Genomic DNA, 15825 nt, shown 5'->3' with positions numbered 1-15825 from the left:
GAGCCCACCGGCCGTGGCCGGTGGGCTTTTCCGCGCGCCGAGGAGCCCGCCGTGAAGCCCACCGACGTGCGCGTCGCCGAAGTGTCGTACACCACCGACGACTACCAGTACCGCACGCCCATCAAGTTCGGCGGCGTCGCGCTGGACAAGGCCACCGTCCTCACCGCCCGCGTGACGGTCGAAGACCGGCAGGGCCGGCGTGCCGAGGGCGTCGGCTCGATGCCGCTGAGCAACGTCTGGGCCTTCCCGTCGCGCACACTCGGGTATGATCAGACCCTCGGTGCCATGACGGCGCTGGTCGCCGCCTTCCGTGACACCACCGCGGCACACGCCGGCTACGGCCACCCGGTCGAACTCGGGCACGCCCTGGAACCGCAGTTCCTCGCGCACCTCGGCCCCACCGGCGAGCGCCTCGGCCTCGGGGAACCGATCCCCGTGCTGGCCGCGCTCGTCGCCGCGAGCCCGTTCGACGCCGCGCTCCACGACGGCTACGGCAAGCTCCTCGGCCGCAGCGTCTACCAGTGCTACGGCCCCGACTACCTCACCGCCGACCTCGGCCACTACCTCGGCGCCGACTTCGCCGGCCGCACCCTCGACCGCTACGTGCTGCCGGCTCCGAAGGCGAAGCTGCCGCTGTACCACCTCGTCGGGGCGCTCGACCCGCTCACCTCGGCGGACGTGAAAGCCCCCGTCGGCGACGGCCTGCCCGAAACCCTCGGCGAGTGGATCGCCCGCGACGGCCTCACCCACCTGAAGGTGAAGCTGAACGGCGACGACCTGGGCTGGGACGTCGAGCGCGTCGTGCGCGTGAACGCCGTGGCCGAGGAGGTGAACGGCGCCCGCGGCGTGGCGACGTGGTTCTACTCCCTCGACTTCAACGAGCGCTGCCAGACGGTCGAGTACCTCATCGAGTTCCTCCGCCGGCTGCGCGAGCAGGCGCCCGCCGGGTACGACCGCGTGCAGTACATCGAGCAGCCGACGGCCCGCGACCTGAAGGCGAACCGGCAGAACGTCATGCACGCCGCCGCGAAGCTCAAACCCGTCGTCATCGACGAGTCGCTCGTGGACCTGGAGAGCCTCCACCTGGCGCGTGAGATGGGGTACACCGGCGTCGCCTTCAAGGCGTGCAAGGGGCAGACCCAAAGCCTCCTCCTGGCCGCGGCGGCGCAGGAGATGGGGCTGTTCCGCTGCGTCCAGGACCTGACGTGCGTCGGCCGGTCGCTGATCCACTCGGCCGGGCTCGCCGCCCACATCCCGGGCGTGGCCGCGATCGAGTCGAACGGCCGGCAGTACTGCCCCGCCGCGAACGCCGGGTGGGACGACCGCTACCCCGGCGTGTTCACCGTCGCCGACGGCACGATGAACACGGCACTTCTCGACGGCGTCGGACTGGGCGCGGGCTGAGCCTGGGACTTTGGGACGAGGGGGCCGTGGGACACAGGGACGGAAACCCTTCACCAGTCCCACAGTCTCCACGTCCCAAAGTCCCCGCCGGTTGCTCCCCGCCGCAACCACGGATACAATCAGGCCGTTCAGCCCGACCGCCCGGGCGGTTCGCCCTCCCCGCGACGTGAGGTTCTACCGGTGCAGGTGACCGTATCCGCCCGCCACGGGCATCTGGACGACCAGACCCAGGCCGCCCTCCGCGAGAAGGCCGAAGGCCTCCTCAAGTACTTCGAGCGGCTCGTCTCCGTCGCCGTCGTCGTGGACCTCCACCAGGACCACGCCCACAACGTGAAGGTGGAAATCACCGCCACCGCCGGGCACAAGCACGAGTTCGTCGCCACCGAGGCGAACGGCGACGTGGTGGCCGCGTTCGGCCTCGCGCAGGACAAGATCAAGCAGCAGATCAAGCACTACAAGGAGAAGCTGCACGACCACCGGCGGGACCCGTCGCACAACGACGCGGGTGGGAAGTGACCGCGGCCGCCCCGCCCCCCGCACCCGGCCCGGAGCCCCCCATGCGGCTGCCGAACTTCATCGTCCCGGACGCCATCATCCCGGCCCTCGCCACGTCCGCCGCGGACGTCAACCCGAAGGACGCCGCGGCCGTGGCCGGGGTGAAGGAGCGCGTCGTCCGCGAGCTGGTAGGGGCGCTCCAGGCGGCCCGCGCGTTCGGCCCCGAGCACACGGACGACGTGGTCAAGGAGGTCATGCGGCGCGAGCAACTCGGCACGACCGGGATCGGCCGGAACATCGCCATCCCCCACTCCCGCCACGCCGCCGCCGAGAAGCTCATCGGCGCCCTCGGGATCGCCCCCGCCGGCCTGCCGTTCGACAGCCTCGACGGCGAGCCGGTGTACGTGTTCGTGCTGCTGGTGTCGCCGAAGGACCGCCCCGGCGACCACCTCCGCGCCCTGGAAGCCGTGGTGCGGACGATGCGGAACGAGGACTTCGTCAAACAGCTGCGGGCCTGTACGACGAAGGCCGAGGTGTGGAACCTGCTCGAAGCCGCCCCCGGCCTCTGACGCGGCCGGGCGGCGGGGTCTTACCTGAAGGCACCGGGCGGGGGCGGGCATGGCGGCGAACGGGCGAACCGGAAACGGCGAAACGGGCGGGAACGGCCCGCTGCGCCGCACCGTCAAGGTGGTGAACCCGCTGGGGCTCCACCACCGCGTCGCCGACCGGTTCAGCCGGGCCGCCCGCCAGTTCGCCGCCGCCGTCGCCGTCTTCCACGGCGACTCGCGGGCCGACGGCAAGAGTGTCTGGGACCTGATGATGCTGGTGGTTCTGCCGGACGCCGAGGTGGTGGTCGAGGTGGACGGGCCCGACGCGGCCGCCGCCCTGGACCCGCTGGCCGCCATCCTCGGCTCCCCCGGCGGGGAAGACTACACGATCTGACCGCCCACGGGCGACATGGAATACAGGTACGGTACCGCCGTCTCGCCCGGGATCGCCATCGGCCCGGCCCTGGTGCTCGACACCGAGGGCGTCCGGATCCCCAACAAGCTCGTCCCCGCCGACCAGGTGGACGCCGAGGTCGTCCGCCTCCGCGGGGCGCTGGACGACGCCGCCTCCGAGGCCCGCGAGAAGCGGCAGCGGTACACCGCCCGGTTCGAGCCGGCCATCGGCAACATCTTCGCCGCCCAGCAGTCGGCGTTCGAAGACCCGTCGTTCCGCGACCGGCTCGAGCACCTCATCCGCACGCAGACGTACTCCGCCGAGTACGCCGTCAGCCGCGGCATCCGCGAGCAGGTCAAGAAGCTGGAGGAGGCCCAGCGGAAGGTCGGCGACCTGGCCGCGTCGGAAGTGCTCCGCCGCCGCGCCGGCGACCTGATCGACCTGGAAAAGCAGATCCTTTCGACCCTCCTCGGCCAGGTTCCGAACGCCGTGGCCCCCCTCGGCGGCGACCGCGTCGTCATCCTCGCCAACGACCTGATGCCGTCCGACACGGCCGACTTCTCGCCGCGGACGGTGTGGGCGTTCGCCACCGAGAGCGGCGGCCCCACGAGCCACACCGCCATCCTGGCCGGGGCCCTGGAGATCCCGGCGGTCGTCGGCGTCGGCCGGTTCCTGACGGACGTGTCCGGCGGCGACATGATCATCGTGGACGGGAACGAGGGGAAGATCATCCTCGACCCGGACGAGGAGACGGTCCGCAAGTACGAGGCGAAGCGGATCGCGGCGCTGAACCGCGCCGACCGGTACGACGCACTTCGAGGCAAGCCGGCCGTCACGCACGACGGAGTGGCAATCCGCCTGCTCGGAAACATCGAGTTGGCCCCCGAGGCCGCCCACTGCGCCGACCGCGGCGCGGAGGGCGTCGGCCTCTACCGCACCGAATTCCTGTACCTCAACAAGTCGTCCGACCCCACGGAGGCGGAACACTACGACGCCTACCGGGCCGTCATCGACGAGATCGGGGCGAACCGGCCGGTCGTGATCCGCACGCTCGACCTGGGGGCGGACAAGTTCAGCAGCGTGTCCGGCCTCCTGAGCGTGGAAAAGAACCCGTTCCTGGGCCTGCGCAGCGTCCGGCTGTGCCTGCGGAAGGTGGACCTGTTCCGCACCCAGCTCCGGGCGATTCTGCGGGCCGCGGCCCACGGCGACATCCGCATCATGTTCCCGATGATCAGCACGCTCGGCGAGCTGCGCCAGTGCAAGACGCTGCTCAACGAGGTGAAGGAGGACCTGGACGAGGCGGGCGTCCCCTACAAAGCGGACATCCCGGTTGGTACGATGATCGAGGTGCCGTCCGCCGCCATCCTGGCGGACGTGCTGGCCCGCGAGGTGGACTTCTTCTCGGTCGGGACGAACGACCTGATCCAGTACACCCTCGCGGCGGACCGGAACAACGAACACGTGGCCCACCTCTACGACCCGGCGGACCCGGCCGTACTGCGGCTGATCCGGACGGTGGTGGAGGCGGCGGGCAAGGCCGGGATCGACGTGAACGTGTGCGGGGAGATGAGCGGCGAGCCGCTCTACACCCCGCTCCTGATCGGGCTGGGGCTGCGGTCGCTCAGCGCGACGCCGCGGAAGATACCCGAGATCAAGCGGGTGATCCGCCAGCTGAGCGTGGCCGAGGCCGAGACGGTGGCCGGGCAGGCGCTGTCGATGGACACCGCCCGGCAGGTTCAGAACCTGTTGCGCGACCAACTACGCCGCATCCTCCCGGAGGCGGTCGAGTAGCGGGCCGGGCTCTCGGGCCGGGGGGCACCAAACCCCGGCCGAGGTTCGGTCGACGCACCCGACACGCACGGGGGGCAACGGGCGGACGACCGACGAACGACGAACGACGAACGACGGCCGCGTGCCGTCGGCCGTTGTTCATCGCCGTCCGAAATCCGCCGGGAAGACCGGACGCGATGCTCGGGGACAAGTTCCGCCTCCGCTTCGAGAAGGCCGGTGTTCTCCGGCTGCTCAGCCATCACGATTTGATGCGCGTGCTGGAGCGAATGCTCCGCCGGGCCGGCCTGCCGTTCAAGTCCACCGCCGGGTTCCACCCCGGCCCCCGCGTCGTCTTCGCGCAGTCGCTCCCGCTCGGCGTCGTCGGCCGCGACGAGGTCGTCGAGCTGGAACTGACCGAGGTGCGCGACTCCGGGGCCGTGCTGACCGGCCTGAACACCCAGGCGCCCGAGGGGCTGCGGTTCACACGCGCGGCGGTCGTCCCGATGCGGACGACGGCGATGCCGCGGCGGATCGTGTACTCGCTGCCCCTGCCGGCGGAGCGGGCGGGCGAGGCGGCCACGGCGTGTGCGGCCCTTCTCGCGCAGGACGCCGTGTGGGTGGAGCGGGTGCGGCCGAGCCGGAAGGGGCTGAACGTCCGCCGGTACCTCCGCTCGGTCGCCGTCCGCGACAACACCCTGACACTCGACCTGTGGGTCACCACCACCGGCACCGCCCGCGCCGACGAACTGCTTCGCCTCCTCGGCGTGGACGATCTGCTCGACGCCGGCTGCGTGCTCGAACGCACCCTCGTGGAACTCCGGGACGAGGCGGCCGCGCCCCTCGACCCGACCGACATCCCGCCGGACGGCCCGGCGGACACCCGGCCCGCGGACCCCTCGCGCGCCATCCCCGACCAACCCGTTGCCTCGACTAGCGTCGCCGTCCCCGGCGACCTGGCGGCGGAGTAGGACCATCACGCCCCCGCCCCACGGGCGGCAGGAGATTCGATGAAGAAAGAAATGCTGATCAACGTCCTCCAGCCGGAGGAGTGCCGCATCGCCATCGTCGAGGACGGCCAGCTCGAGGAGTTGTACGTCGAGCGCTCCAGCCAGGAGAGCTACGTCGGCAACATCTACAAGGGCCGCATCGTCAACATCGAGCCGAGCATCCAGGCCGCGTTCGTGGACTTCGGCATCGGCCGCAACGGCTTCCTCCACGTCTCCGACGTGGACCCCGCCTACTACAAGCACCTCCTCTCGAAGGAAGCACTCGCCGAGTACGAGGCCGAGATCGACCGCGAGTACGGCGGGGGTGGAGCCCAGCGCCAGAACCAAGGCGACCGCGGCGGCCGCGGGCGTGACCGCGGCGAGCGGGGTGACCGCGGCGAGCGCGGCGGCGGCGGGCAGAACTTCCGCGAACCGGCGCAGCCGAGCAGCTGGCTCCAACCGCAGCCGGCCGGCCCCGCGTCGGTCGACGACGACGGCTTCACCGAAGGCCTCGACGGCGCGGCGGCCCCGGCCGCCGAGGCGCCGGACGAGGAGCCGATCGCGCCGTTCGCCGACGGGCCGGACGAACCGCCGGCCGCCGTCGCCCCCCCGCCGCGGCCGCCGCGCCAGGCCCGGCCGCCGGCCCCGCCGGTCGAGGACGACGAGTTCGGCGCCGGGCTCGACGACGACGACGGCTTCGCCGAAGGAATCGCCGAGTCGCCCGCGCCGTCCGAGGAGACCTCGGCCCCCGAGGCCGAGGCCGAGGCCGAGGAGCCGAAAAAGAAGCCGCGCAGCCGCCGGCCGCGGAAGACGGACGAGGCGAAGCCCGAGGACGCCGCCGGCGAGGAGGGCGAGGCCAAGCCGAAGCCGCGTCGCCGCAAGAAGAAGGCGGACGGCGAGGGCGACGCGCCCGAGGGCGGCGACGCCCCGCCGGACGTGCCGCCGCTGACGATGGGCGGGGCCGAGCACCGCACCAGCCCGCCGGGCGACGAGCCGGAGATTCGGCCGTTCTTCGAGGGCGCCGACGACTTCGACCCCGACGCCCCGAACGACCGCTTCGCCGACGGCACCCCGCCCGAGCTGCCGGCGATCCCGGTTGACGACGCCGAGGACTTCGAGCCGGAGACCGCGGAGGCCGCCGAGGAGGAGGCCCGCGAGGTCGAGAAGGCCGAGCGGGAGGCACCCGTCGGCGAACCGGGCCGCGGCTTCAACGACGACTTCGACGACGCCCGCCCCGAGCCGCGCGGCGACCGCGGCGGGCGCGACCGCGACCGCGACCGCGGGCGTGGTGGGCGGGACCGCGACCGCGGGCGCGGTCCCGGTCGCGACCGCGACGACCGTGGCCCCCGCCCGGCGGCCGGGCGCGGCCCGGACCGCGGCCCGCGCTTCGGCAACGGCGGCCCCGGCGGGCCGAAGGGCGGCCGCGACCGCGGGCTGCCGAAGCCGCCGATCCAGGAGATCTTCAAGCGCGGCCAGGAGGTCATCGTCCAGGTCATCAAGGAGGGCATCGGCACGAAGGGGCCGACGCTCTCGACGTACATCAGCATCGCCGGCCGGTACCTGGTGCTGATGCCGAGCCTGAACCGCGTCGGCGTGTCGCGGAAGATCGAGGACCACGAGGCGCGCCGCCGGCTCCGCGACATCATGGCCACGCTCGGGCCGCCGAAGGGCGTGGGGTTCATCGTGCGTACCGCCGCCATCGACCGCGACGCCCAGGAGCTGCGCAACGACCTGGCGTACCTGCTGCGGCTGTGGCAGGTGGTGGTGAAGCGGATCAAGCGGGTCGCGGCCCCGGTCGAGATCTACCGCGAGTCCGACCTGATCACCAGGACCATCCGCGACATCTTCACCGCGGACGTGAGTTCCATCTACGTGGACGAGCAGACCGCGTTCGACCACGCCCGGGAGTTCCTGCAGATCGTCATGCCGAAGTACGCGGACCGCATCCGCCACTTCGACGGGACCGAGCCGCTGTTCCACAAGTACGGCATCGAGGACGAGATCGCCCGCATCCACCAGAAGCGGATCGAGCTGCCCGAGGGCGGGTCGATCATCATCGAGCAGACCGAGGCGCTGGTGGCCATCGACGTGAACAGCGGCAACTTCCGGGCGGAGAACAACGCCGAGGAGACGGCGTACCAGATGAACCTCCGGGCCGCGAAGGAGATCGCCCGGCAGCTGCGGCTCCGCGACCTGGGCGGCGTCATCGTCAACGACTTCATCGACATGCGGAGCGAGTCGCACCGGCGGAACGTCGAGAACGTGCTGCGGGACGCGATGCGGCGCGACCGGGCGCGGACGAAGATTCTCCGCATCAGCCAGTTCGGCATCATCGAGATGACGCGCCAGCGGATCCGGCCGAGCCTGAAGCGAAGCATCTTCGCCGACTGCTCGCACTGCAAGGGCACCGGCTTCGTCAAGACCTCGGAGAGCGCGTCGATCGAGGTGATGCGGCTGGTGCAGCTGGCGGCCCACCGGGCGCCGGCGGTGCAGTCGGTCCACGTGACGGTCCACCAGGACGTGGCCCACTACCTGCAGAACCGCCGGCGGCGCGAGCTGGCGCGGCTGGAGGAGAAGGCGAACTTCGAGGTGGTGGTGACGGGGCAGATGGGCGTGTCGCCGGACACGTGCCTGGTGAAGTGCTTCGACCACAACGGCGCCGAGGTGCGGCTGATCCCGCCGGCCCCGGTGCGGCTGGCCGGCGGCCGCATCCCGCCGGGGCGGCCGCAGCCGCGCTTCCCGCAGCAGCTGGATTGAGTCACAAGTGTCAGCCGCGAAGCCCGGGGACATTCGTCCCCGGGCTTTTTTTGTCGCCCCGGCCGCCGCCCCGGGGCACTATCAGGTGATGACCGCGACCCGCCTCCCCGCCGGCGTCCGTGACCTGCTCCGCGGCGGTACGCCCGACGCCGATCTGCTCACCCGCTTCGTGGCGGCGCGCGACGAGGCGGCGTTCGCGGAGTTGGTGCGCCGCCACGGCGGGCCGGTCTGGGACGTGTGCCGGTCCGTCCTCCGCAACGCCGCCGACGCCGACGACGCCTTCCAAGCGACGTTCCTCACCCTTGCTCGCCGGGCCGACGCGCTGCGGAAGCCGGCGTCGGTCGGGGCGTGGCTACACGGAGTCGCCGTTCGCGTGTCGCGGAAGGCCCGCGCCGCGACGCTGCGGCGCGCCAGGTACGAAGCGTCGGTGTTACCGCCGTCCGCCGCCGATCCGAGTTGGAGCGACGCGCATGCGGTCGTTCACGAGTCGCTGGCGGCGCTGCCGGAGCGTTACCGTGAGCCGCTGGTCGCGTGCTACCTCCGCGGTCTGACGCACGACGACACCGCGGCCGAGCTCGGGCTGTCGAAGGCAGCGCTGAAGAAGCGCCTCGAACGCGGCCGCGCGCAGCTGCGCGCAGCACTCAGGCGACGCGGCGTCGGCCGAGTCGTGTTGCTCGGCACGGTCGCCGTTCCCGCCCCACTGCTCGACGCCGCTACCCGCATCGCCGCAGGCGCGGTGCCGATCCCGCCCGCGGTTCTCCGACTGGTCGAAGGAGGGTTCTCGATGACGTTCGCCAAATTCACCGCGGCTCTGGTTCTGGCCGCGGGCGTGGGTCTCGCCGCCGTCGCGCAGGAGCAACCGGGCCGGACGCGGAACGCGCCACCGCCGCCCGCCGAGCGGGCGCCGAAGCGGCCGCCGCCTGCGGCGAAGGTCGATGCCCCCCCCGAAAAATCGGAGCTGGACGGCACGTGGACGGTGACCCTGATCGAGACCGGAGGCAGACCCGTCAACACGGCCGCGGCCCCCGACGAATTCGCGCAGCCAACGACGTTCGTGATCGCCGGCGGCCGCTGCGAGGTGAAGGGCGTTCGCGTGCTGCACCTCACCGACTTCCGCGTCAAGACCGACCCGGCGGCCGAACCGAAGCAGATCGACGCGACGATGCTCGACGGCCCGAAGCAGGGTGAGACGTATCCCGGCATCTACGCCGTCGACGGCGACAAGCTGCGAATCTGCCTGCGGCTCCAACGCACTGAACTCGGCCGGCCGAAGGGGTACTCCACGACGAGCGGCACCACGCTATTCACGTTCTCGCTGACCCGCAGCAAGGCCGCAGCCGTGGACCCGCGGGCGGAGGTGCGGTTCGACGACGTGCTGCGCTCTGGGAAAAAGCTCTATCTCGTGTTGAATGGTCCGCTCACGAAGAACTTAACCGACGACTTGGCGCCGTTCGCGGAGCGGCTGAGCCTCGCGGTCAAGACCGCCGACCGGGTGAAGGACAAGGACGTGACGGTGGTCCTGTTTCGGCGGTTCGATGCGAAGACCAACGACGGCATCCTTAGCGGCTTCACCCGCGAGCAGCTGACCCGCTACGCCGCGGAGGGACCGGCCCGCCGGATCGACAAGCTGGCCGAACACGCCTGGACGCCAGGCCGGCTGCCGAAGGACGCAACCCCGCTGCCGCCCGAGCCGGCCCCGCCCAATGCGGTCGAGGCTGGGCCGGAGTTGTCGGCGCGTGTCGTGGTTCGGTCGGACCGGGTGCCGCCCGAGCCGCCGGGCGACCTCGCCAACGCCCGCGTGGGCTTGGACGGCCGACTGGAGTTGCTGACCCACGCGCGAACCCCGGTGCGAGTTGTTGTCACGCCGTCGCAGGTGCGAGTCACGATCCGAGGGTCCGGCTGGTCGTCGATCCCACCCGTCCAACTCGGCCGGGAAGGCGTGGAGAAGGAGCCGCCGCCCCGCCCGCGTGCGGTCGAGGTGCCGCCCGACGGGTACGTCGGACTGGACACGCAGGCCGGGCAGCGGGTCGTCATCACGGGCCGGCCGTCCGGGGCGGACGTTCACACCGGACCGCACGTTTGGCGGCTGCCACCGGGCCGGTATCGGGTCGAAGGCGAGGTAGACGTAACCGTCGGCGAACGGCCCATGACCGTTCGGCTAGAACCGACGGCGTTCACCATCCCGTGATCGTCAGCCGATTTCCTGGATCGGCTCGTCGCCGGCCGGCCGGCGCACCACGGGGCGGATCAGGAACGGGCCGCTGCCCAGCTCGCCGATGTGCCACGTCCCCTGAATGCAACCTTCCCCGTCGGGTCGACCGCGGTACGTCACGGTGTGGCGCCGCAGGTACTTCTTCACCATCACCACCGCCCCCGTCCGCTCGTCGTAGGTGCCGCGGAAGGCGAACGGCGCGATCACGTCGCGGCCGCGGCCCGTGATCCGGCCGTCTGCGAAGCGGAGGTTGAACGCCTGCATCGACTGCCGGCCGTAGTGCTCCTGCACCCAGAACCCTTCCCACTCGCCCGACGGGTACACGGCTCGCCCCCTCGATCGGAACCCGCGGGCTGACGCCCTCGGCTCGCCCGACTCGCCCCCATCATACGCGGCGCCTATCGTTGCAGGATGACCCGCCCCGACGCCCGGCCGTACCTGTGGATGCTCAGCGGCAGCTTCTCGTTCACCCTGATGGCCGAATTCGCCCACGTCCTCACCCGCGAGTGCGACTGGCAGCTCGTCGCCGTCGCGCGGGCCGGATTGGTCGCGGTGCTGGCCGCGGTCATCGCCGGCGTCGCGGGGGCGAGGCTGGTGTTCTGGCCGTGGCGGCTGTGGGTGCGCAGCGTCGCCGGGAGCTGCAGCATGGTCTGCACCTTCTACGCCTTCGCCAAGCTCCCCGCGGCCGACGTGCTGACGCTCACGAACACCTTCCCCATCTGGGTCGCCGTGCTGTCGTGGCCACTCTACGGCCGGCCGCCGGGCGTGAAGATGCTGCTCGCCATCGGCGTCGGCATCTCCGGCGTCGTGTTGGTGGAGCAACCGCACCTGGAGAGCGGTAACCCCGGCGTCTACTCGGCGCTGGCCGCGGCGCTGCTCACCGCCGTGGCCATGCTCGGGCTGCACAGCCTGAAGGGGATCGACCCGCGGGCGATCGTCGTCCACTTCTCGTCGGTCGCCACGGTGGTGTGCGTCGCGGCGTACTTCGTGGGGCCGGTCGAGCGCGACCCGGCGGGCGTGGCCGAGCCCGGCGTGCTGCTGAAGCTGGCGGGCATGGCCGTGACCGCCACCGTGGGTCAGCTCTTCCTGACGCTGGCGTTCGGCGGCGGGGCGCCGGCCAAGGTGTCGGTCGTGGGGCTCAGTCAGATCGTGATGGGCCTGGCGTTCGACGCCTGGCTGTGGGGGCGGGAGGTGAACGCCGTGGCGCTCGTCGGCACGGCGCTGGTCATCGCGCCGACGGCGTGGCTGCTGATCCTGGAGGCGAACTGGGGCGCGAGCGCGCCCCACCCCGCGGACGCGGCTCACACGCGGGTGCCGAAGTAGGCGGAGACGAAGGCGATGATGACGCCCTCCCACACCTTCATGGCCGCGTCCGACGGCGGCTCCGACAGGCTCGGCCGGATGGCGAACTGGAACACCGTCTCCGCGATGAGCAGCAACGAGGCGATGACGCCGGTCCAGCCGCGGATCGTCATGAACAGGTTGTTGTTACGCCCCATGAGCTTGCGACTCAGGAGGCCGACCGCGAACCCGGCCGACAGCGTGCCGAGGAGGACCGGCCACTGGCCGAGTTCGCTGGCGTTCGGCGTCAGCCGGGTGGCGAGGCGGTCCGGGTGGGCGTACGCCGTGTAGCCGACGACGCCGATGCTGCCGAACACGAACACGATGCGGATGATCCACGGCAGGAACTCGGAGCCCTCGGGCGAGTTCGTGTGCTGGTGCGAGGCGAACGCCATGAACACGAGCGTGAGCAGGAAGAAGTGCCCGAGCGGGGCCGTGTGCGGCAGGCCGGAGCTGTCCGGCAGCAGCAGAAAAATCCAGAAGAACGAGCAGATCAGCAGCGACATGAACCCGCGGACGGTCCCCATCGGGAGGCCGTAGGGGTGCTGCGCGGCGGGGTAGGACGCGGTACTCATCGGGTGCGGGCTCCGGAAGTGGGGACTTCTCTATACCTGGTTTCGGCCGTCCGGGCAAAACCTTTCCGCGGTTCCGGCTTGACGGTCGCACCGGCCGGTCTAGGATGACTGTCTTCCGGATCGGCCGCCCCCCGGCGGTTTGTTCGTTTCCGGGCGCGACACACGGCACGGGTGAGCGATGTCCACGACAATGGCGAAGGCTTCGACGGTTACGCAAAAGTGGTACGTCGTGGACGCTACCGACCTGGTCGTCGGCCGGCTGGCGGTGCTCATCGCCAACGTCCTCCGCGGCAAGCACAAGCCCGAGTACACGCCCCACTGCGACACCGGCGACTTCGTGGTGGTGGTGAACTGCGAGAAGGTGCAGTTCACCGGCAAGAAGTGGGACCAGAAGAGCTACCAGGACTACAGCCACTACGCCGGCGGGCAGAAGGTCACCCCGGCGAAGGAGATGCTGGCCCGGAAGCCGGAAGAAATTATCCGCCGGGCGGTGAAGCGGATGATGCCGCGCGGCCCGCAGGCGTACAAGCAGCTGACGAAGCTCCGCATCTACGCCGGCGACCAGCACCCGCACCAGGCCCAGCAGCCGCAGGAACTGAAGCTGAGCTGAGGCCCGCACCCCGCACACCCCGACCCACGGACCCCCCGACCATGGCCGAGAAGAAGCCCGCCGAGAAGAAGCCCGCGGCGAAGGAAGCGAAGACGTACTACATCGGCACCGGCCGGCGGAAGAGTGCGGTCGCGCGGGTGCGCGTGACCGAGGGCAAGGGGAGCATCACGATCAACGGCCGGGCGCTGGACGACTACTTCACCGAGGACAAGGACCGGGCCGCGGTGCTCGGGCCGCTGAAGGTCACCGACCAGGTGAACCGGGTGGACGTGATCGTGCTTGCCAACGGCGGCGGCATCACCGGCCAGGCCGGGGCCGTGTGCCAAGGGCTGGCCCGGGCCATCAAGACGATGTTCAGCCCGGCCGAGGACCAGAAGCGGTACGTGTTCCACCGCACGACGGTGGTGAAGCTGTACCGCGACGAGAAGAAGGAGCGGGAGAAGGCCCGGGCGCTGGTGGCCGCCCCGGCCGCGGCCCCGAGCGCCGACGCCGCCGCGGCCCCGCTGGACGAGGCCGGCGGCATGGTGAAGAAGCTCCGCGACAGCGGCTTCCTCACCCGCGACGCCCGCATGAAGGAGCGTAAGAAGTACGGCCTCCGCGGCGCCCGTCGTGGCACGCAGTTCTCGAAGCGCTAAGCGTCACGCCCCCCGATCACGCCCACCCGTCAAACCGGGTGGGCGTTTTCACGCGCCCGGCTCACTCACTTCGGTACGGTTCCAACCGCTCGACGAACTCGGTAAAGCTCCGCGCCGCGAGGTACAGGTTCTCGAACCCGGGCGGCTTGGGCGGCAGCCTGCCGGTTCGACGCAGGTCCAGGTAGTGATGAATCTCGGGGGCCAGGTTCGGCCACTTCCGGAACTCGTCGTCCGGCCAGGCCGAGCGGCCGTAGTGGTCGTGAACGAACACATGCCCGCGGTACGGCTCCGCGCAGAACAGCCAGAACATCCGGCCGAGCGGCGTGTAGCCCAGCGCGACGACGTCGGGGGCGCCCTCGATCAGCTCCGTCGCGTCCGCGAGGCCGTCCGGCTCGAACCCGAAGAAGTAGTCGATGCACTCGGCGTTGCCGAACGGCGTCGGTTCCAACAGCGGGCAGGACGCCAGCCCGCGGACGCCGGCGTGCTTCGACAAGAAGGTCCGGTAGTCTTTCGGGAGCGTCAGCCCGAATTGCTCCTCGTAGCCACGGACCAATCCGAGGGTGGGGGTGACCGCCTCGGCCGGCAGGGCGAACCCGAGTTCGCGAAGTCGCGTGGTGAGGGTGGCTTTCATTTCTGCACCGCCTCGAGCCGCCGACGCGACGCCGGCGGTCAGAGCTACTCGACCAGCCGCGCGTCGGCCCAGTTCACGTCCGCCTGCACGTCCCCCGCCGGCCCGCTGTCGACCGTCAACGCCATCTGCCGAGCCCCTGCCAGCTCCTGACGCACCGAAACCGCGGGGCCGGGTATCAGTTCAACCGTGCCCACGTCCTTGCCGTCGACGGCGACGCGAACGACCGCTCGCCCCTGCCGCCCGGTCACGGGGTCGAGACCGACGAGTGACTCGAACCGGCGGTACTTCCCTCCGAGCTCGAAGGTCAGCACCGTGCGCGGGTGCGTGCCCAGCCCGCGGTCGAACGTCTCGACGCCGTTCGCCGTGAGCAGCGACAGCGGCTCGCCCCGCACCGTGCGGTCCGCGGCCCACGGCCAAACCACGCCGAGGAACCCGCCCTGCTCCGCCTTCGGCCGCATCGCCGACAGTTCGGTCGCCTTCCCGCGCAGCGTGTCGAGCGCGACCACCCGCGACATCGGAAGCTCGACCGCCGGCCCGAACAGCGTCTTGCCGCGGAGTGTCGTCTCGTCCGCACTCGCCCCGACGAGGTGGAGTCGCGTCCCGTCGCGGAGGACGGCGAGGGTGTACGCCCCCTTCGGCCGCCGGGCCGACGCCAGCGCCGGGTTGAACGCGACCGCACCGACGGTGGCGAGCGGCACCGCCCGCTCCTCCCCGGCGTCCGGCTTGAACGTGACCGCGTCTCCGTCGGCCGCAAAGCCGACGACCGTGCCCGCGGTGGTGTCGCCGTTGCGGAAGCGGAGTACGTCGCGCTTGCGGGTCGGGCCGAGCCACGTCATGCGGGCGGGGTCTGGCGGCGTGCCGGCGGGTTGCGTCCCGAGCCACGACACCGCGACCGCCGGCAGCGGCACCGCCCACGGCTCCTCGACGCCGGCCGCCTGGAACCGCAGCACCTCGGCCCCACCGCCGACGAGCCGGCCGGGGACGCGGTCGTCGGTCGTAGTAAGGAGCCCCGGACCTCGTGGGAACGCCGGCCGCGGCACCCCGACGCGCCGCAGACTCACCAGGTCGGTGACCGTCACCTCCCCGTCTGCGGTGTCGAGTGCGGCCCGGCCGTCGGCTAGCCGCACGAGCCGCCCGACGGACCGCTCGGCCGCGGGGCCGACGGCTTCGAACGTGGGTCGGTCCGGCTGCCCGGCGGCGAGCGCGGCGAGGAGGAAGAAGGAGCCGGCACCCATCGGGCCTCGGGGCCGGCGAACCCGGCGTCGGGGGGTGGTGTCTGGCAGGCGTTGGTGCGCGCCGCCCGCAGTGCTATAACAGGAAAGGTATGCCCCCGTAGCTCAGGGGATAGAGCACCGGTTTCCTAAACTGGGGGTCGTGCGTTCAATTCGCACCGGGGGCACTCGGGCCGCGCCGCACACCGGCGCGGCCCGCATCGTTTTCGAAGTGTGTGGCCAAGGTGGGACTCGA

General features: G+C 71.4%; 15 protein-coding genes, 1 tRNA gene and 1 pseudogene. 13 read left to right on the top strand and 4 right to left on the bottom strand.

Features of this window, described 5'->3' with window-relative positions; all coding sequences use genetic code 11:
* Positions 1 to 51 precede the first annotated feature (51 nt).
* The 9 genes and pseudogenes from ETAA1_RS13335 (at position 52) to ETAA1_RS13295 (ending at position 10542) form a co-directional block, all read left to right on the top strand.
* Positions 52 to 1404 (top strand): mandelate racemase/muconate lactonizing enzyme family protein, encoded by a 1353-nt coding sequence (locus ETAA1_RS13335; protein WP_145238855.1) that lies wholly within the window; start codon positions 52 to 54, stop codon positions 1402 to 1404.
* Positions 1405 to 1590: 186 nt separating this feature from the next.
* Positions 1591 to 1920, top strand: coding sequence for a ribosome hibernation-promoting factor, HPF/YfiA family (hpf, locus tag ETAA1_RS13330; RefSeq protein WP_202920869.1), 330 nt, complete (start codon positions 1591 to 1593; stop codon positions 1918 to 1920).
* 41 nt (positions 1921 to 1961) lie between these two features.
* Positions 1962 to 2468: a PTS sugar transporter subunit IIA gene (locus ETAA1_RS13325; protein ID WP_145238849.1), complete on the top strand. Its 507-nt coding sequence runs from the start codon at positions 1962 to 1964 to the stop codon at positions 2466 to 2468.
* A gap of 49 nt (positions 2469 to 2517) precedes the next feature.
* A complete protein-coding gene (locus ETAA1_RS13320; protein ID WP_145238846.1) occupies positions 2518 to 2841 on the top strand; it encodes an HPr family phosphocarrier protein in 324 nt (107 codons plus the stop codon).
* 15 nt (positions 2842 to 2856) lie between these two features.
* Positions 2857 to 4632, top strand: a complete 1776-nt coding sequence (ptsP, locus tag ETAA1_RS13315; protein ID WP_145238843.1) for a phosphoenolpyruvate--protein phosphotransferase — start codon at positions 2857 to 2859, stop codon at positions 4630 to 4632.
* A gap of 176 nt (positions 4633 to 4808) precedes the next feature.
* Positions 4809 to 5579, top strand: coding sequence for a TIGR03936 family radical SAM-associated protein (locus tag ETAA1_RS13310; RefSeq protein WP_145238841.1), 771 nt, complete (start codon positions 4809 to 4811; stop codon positions 5577 to 5579).
* 39 nt (positions 5580 to 5618) lie between these two features.
* Positions 5619 to 5864, top strand: a pseudogene (locus ETAA1_RS33820) (S1 RNA-binding domain-containing protein); the annotation flags it as partial.
* A gap of 684 nt (positions 5865 to 6548) precedes the next feature.
* The gene (locus ETAA1_RS13300; RefSeq protein ID WP_145244651.1) at positions 6549 to 8354 is read left to right on the top strand and encodes an Rne/Rng family ribonuclease; all 1806 of its coding nucleotides are present in this window, start codon (positions 6549 to 6551) and stop codon (positions 8352 to 8354) included.
* Positions 8355 to 8442: 88 nt separating this feature from the next.
* Positions 8443 to 10542 (top strand): sigma-70 family RNA polymerase sigma factor, encoded by a 2100-nt coding sequence (locus ETAA1_RS13295; RefSeq protein WP_145238838.1) that lies wholly within the window; start codon positions 8443 to 8445, stop codon positions 10540 to 10542.
* Positions 10543 to 10545: 3 nt separating this feature from the next.
* Here ETAA1_RS13295 and ETAA1_RS13290 read toward each other — a convergent pair whose 3' ends face one another.
* Positions 10546 to 10890: a hypothetical protein gene (locus ETAA1_RS13290; protein ID WP_145238835.1), complete on the bottom strand. Its 345-nt coding sequence runs from the start codon at positions 10888 to 10890 to the stop codon at positions 10546 to 10548.
* An 87-nt stretch (positions 10891 to 10977) separates the two neighbouring features.
* Here ETAA1_RS13290 and ETAA1_RS13285 point away from each other — a divergent pair, with 87 nt between their 5' ends.
* Positions 10978 to 11889 (top strand): DMT family transporter, encoded by a 912-nt coding sequence (locus tag ETAA1_RS13285; RefSeq protein WP_145238832.1) that lies wholly within the window; start codon positions 10978 to 10980, stop codon positions 11887 to 11889.
* Here ETAA1_RS13285 and ETAA1_RS13280 read toward each other — a convergent pair.
* On the bottom strand, positions 11868 to 12482 hold the full coding sequence (locus tag ETAA1_RS13280) for a hypothetical protein (RefSeq protein ID WP_145238829.1): 615 nt from the start codon (positions 12480 to 12482) through the stop codon (positions 11868 to 11870). The two genes, ETAA1_RS13285 and ETAA1_RS13280, sit on opposite strands and share 22 nt — an antisense overlap.
* A gap of 178 nt (positions 12483 to 12660) precedes the next feature.
* Here ETAA1_RS13280 and rplM point away from each other — a divergent pair, with 178 nt between their 5' ends.
* Complete coding sequence (gene rplM / locus ETAA1_RS13275; protein ID WP_145238826.1) at positions 12661 to 13092, top strand: 50S ribosomal protein L13; 432 nt, start codon at positions 12661 to 12663, stop codon at positions 13090 to 13092.
* Positions 13093 to 13133: 41 nt separating this feature from the next.
* A complete protein-coding gene (gene rpsI / locus ETAA1_RS13270) occupies positions 13134 to 13727 on the top strand; it encodes a 30S ribosomal protein S9 (RefSeq protein ID WP_145238824.1) in 594 nt (197 codons plus the stop codon).
* Positions 13728 to 13788: 61 nt separating this feature from the next.
* Here the strand turns inward: rpsI and ETAA1_RS13265 are convergent, their stop codons facing one another.
* On the bottom strand, positions 13789 to 14358 hold the full coding sequence (locus ETAA1_RS13265; protein ID WP_145238821.1) for an SMI1/KNR4 family protein: 570 nt from the start codon (positions 14356 to 14358) through the stop codon (positions 13789 to 13791).
* A gap of 44 nt (positions 14359 to 14402) precedes the next feature.
* Positions 14403 to 15593 carry an NPCBM/NEW2 domain-containing protein gene (locus tag ETAA1_RS13260; protein WP_145238818.1) on the bottom strand — a complete coding sequence of 397 codons (1191 nt, stop codon included), beginning with the start codon at positions 15591 to 15593 and terminating at the stop codon, positions 14403 to 14405.
* A 91-nt stretch (positions 15594 to 15684) separates the two neighbouring features.
* On the opposite strand from ETAA1_RS13260, the gene ETAA1_RS13255 reads away from it, so the two are divergent.
* A tRNA-Arg gene (locus tag ETAA1_RS13255) sits at positions 15685 to 15757 on the top strand.
* The last annotated feature ends 68 nt before the right edge of the window (positions 15758 to 15825 follow it).

The sequence above is a fragment of the Urbifossiella limnaea genome (assembly GCF_007747215.1).
Classification (GTDB): domain Bacteria; phylum Planctomycetota; class Planctomycetia; order Gemmatales; family Gemmataceae; genus Urbifossiella; species Urbifossiella limnaea.
This window is presented reverse-complemented; position numbering and strand designations above follow the sequence as displayed.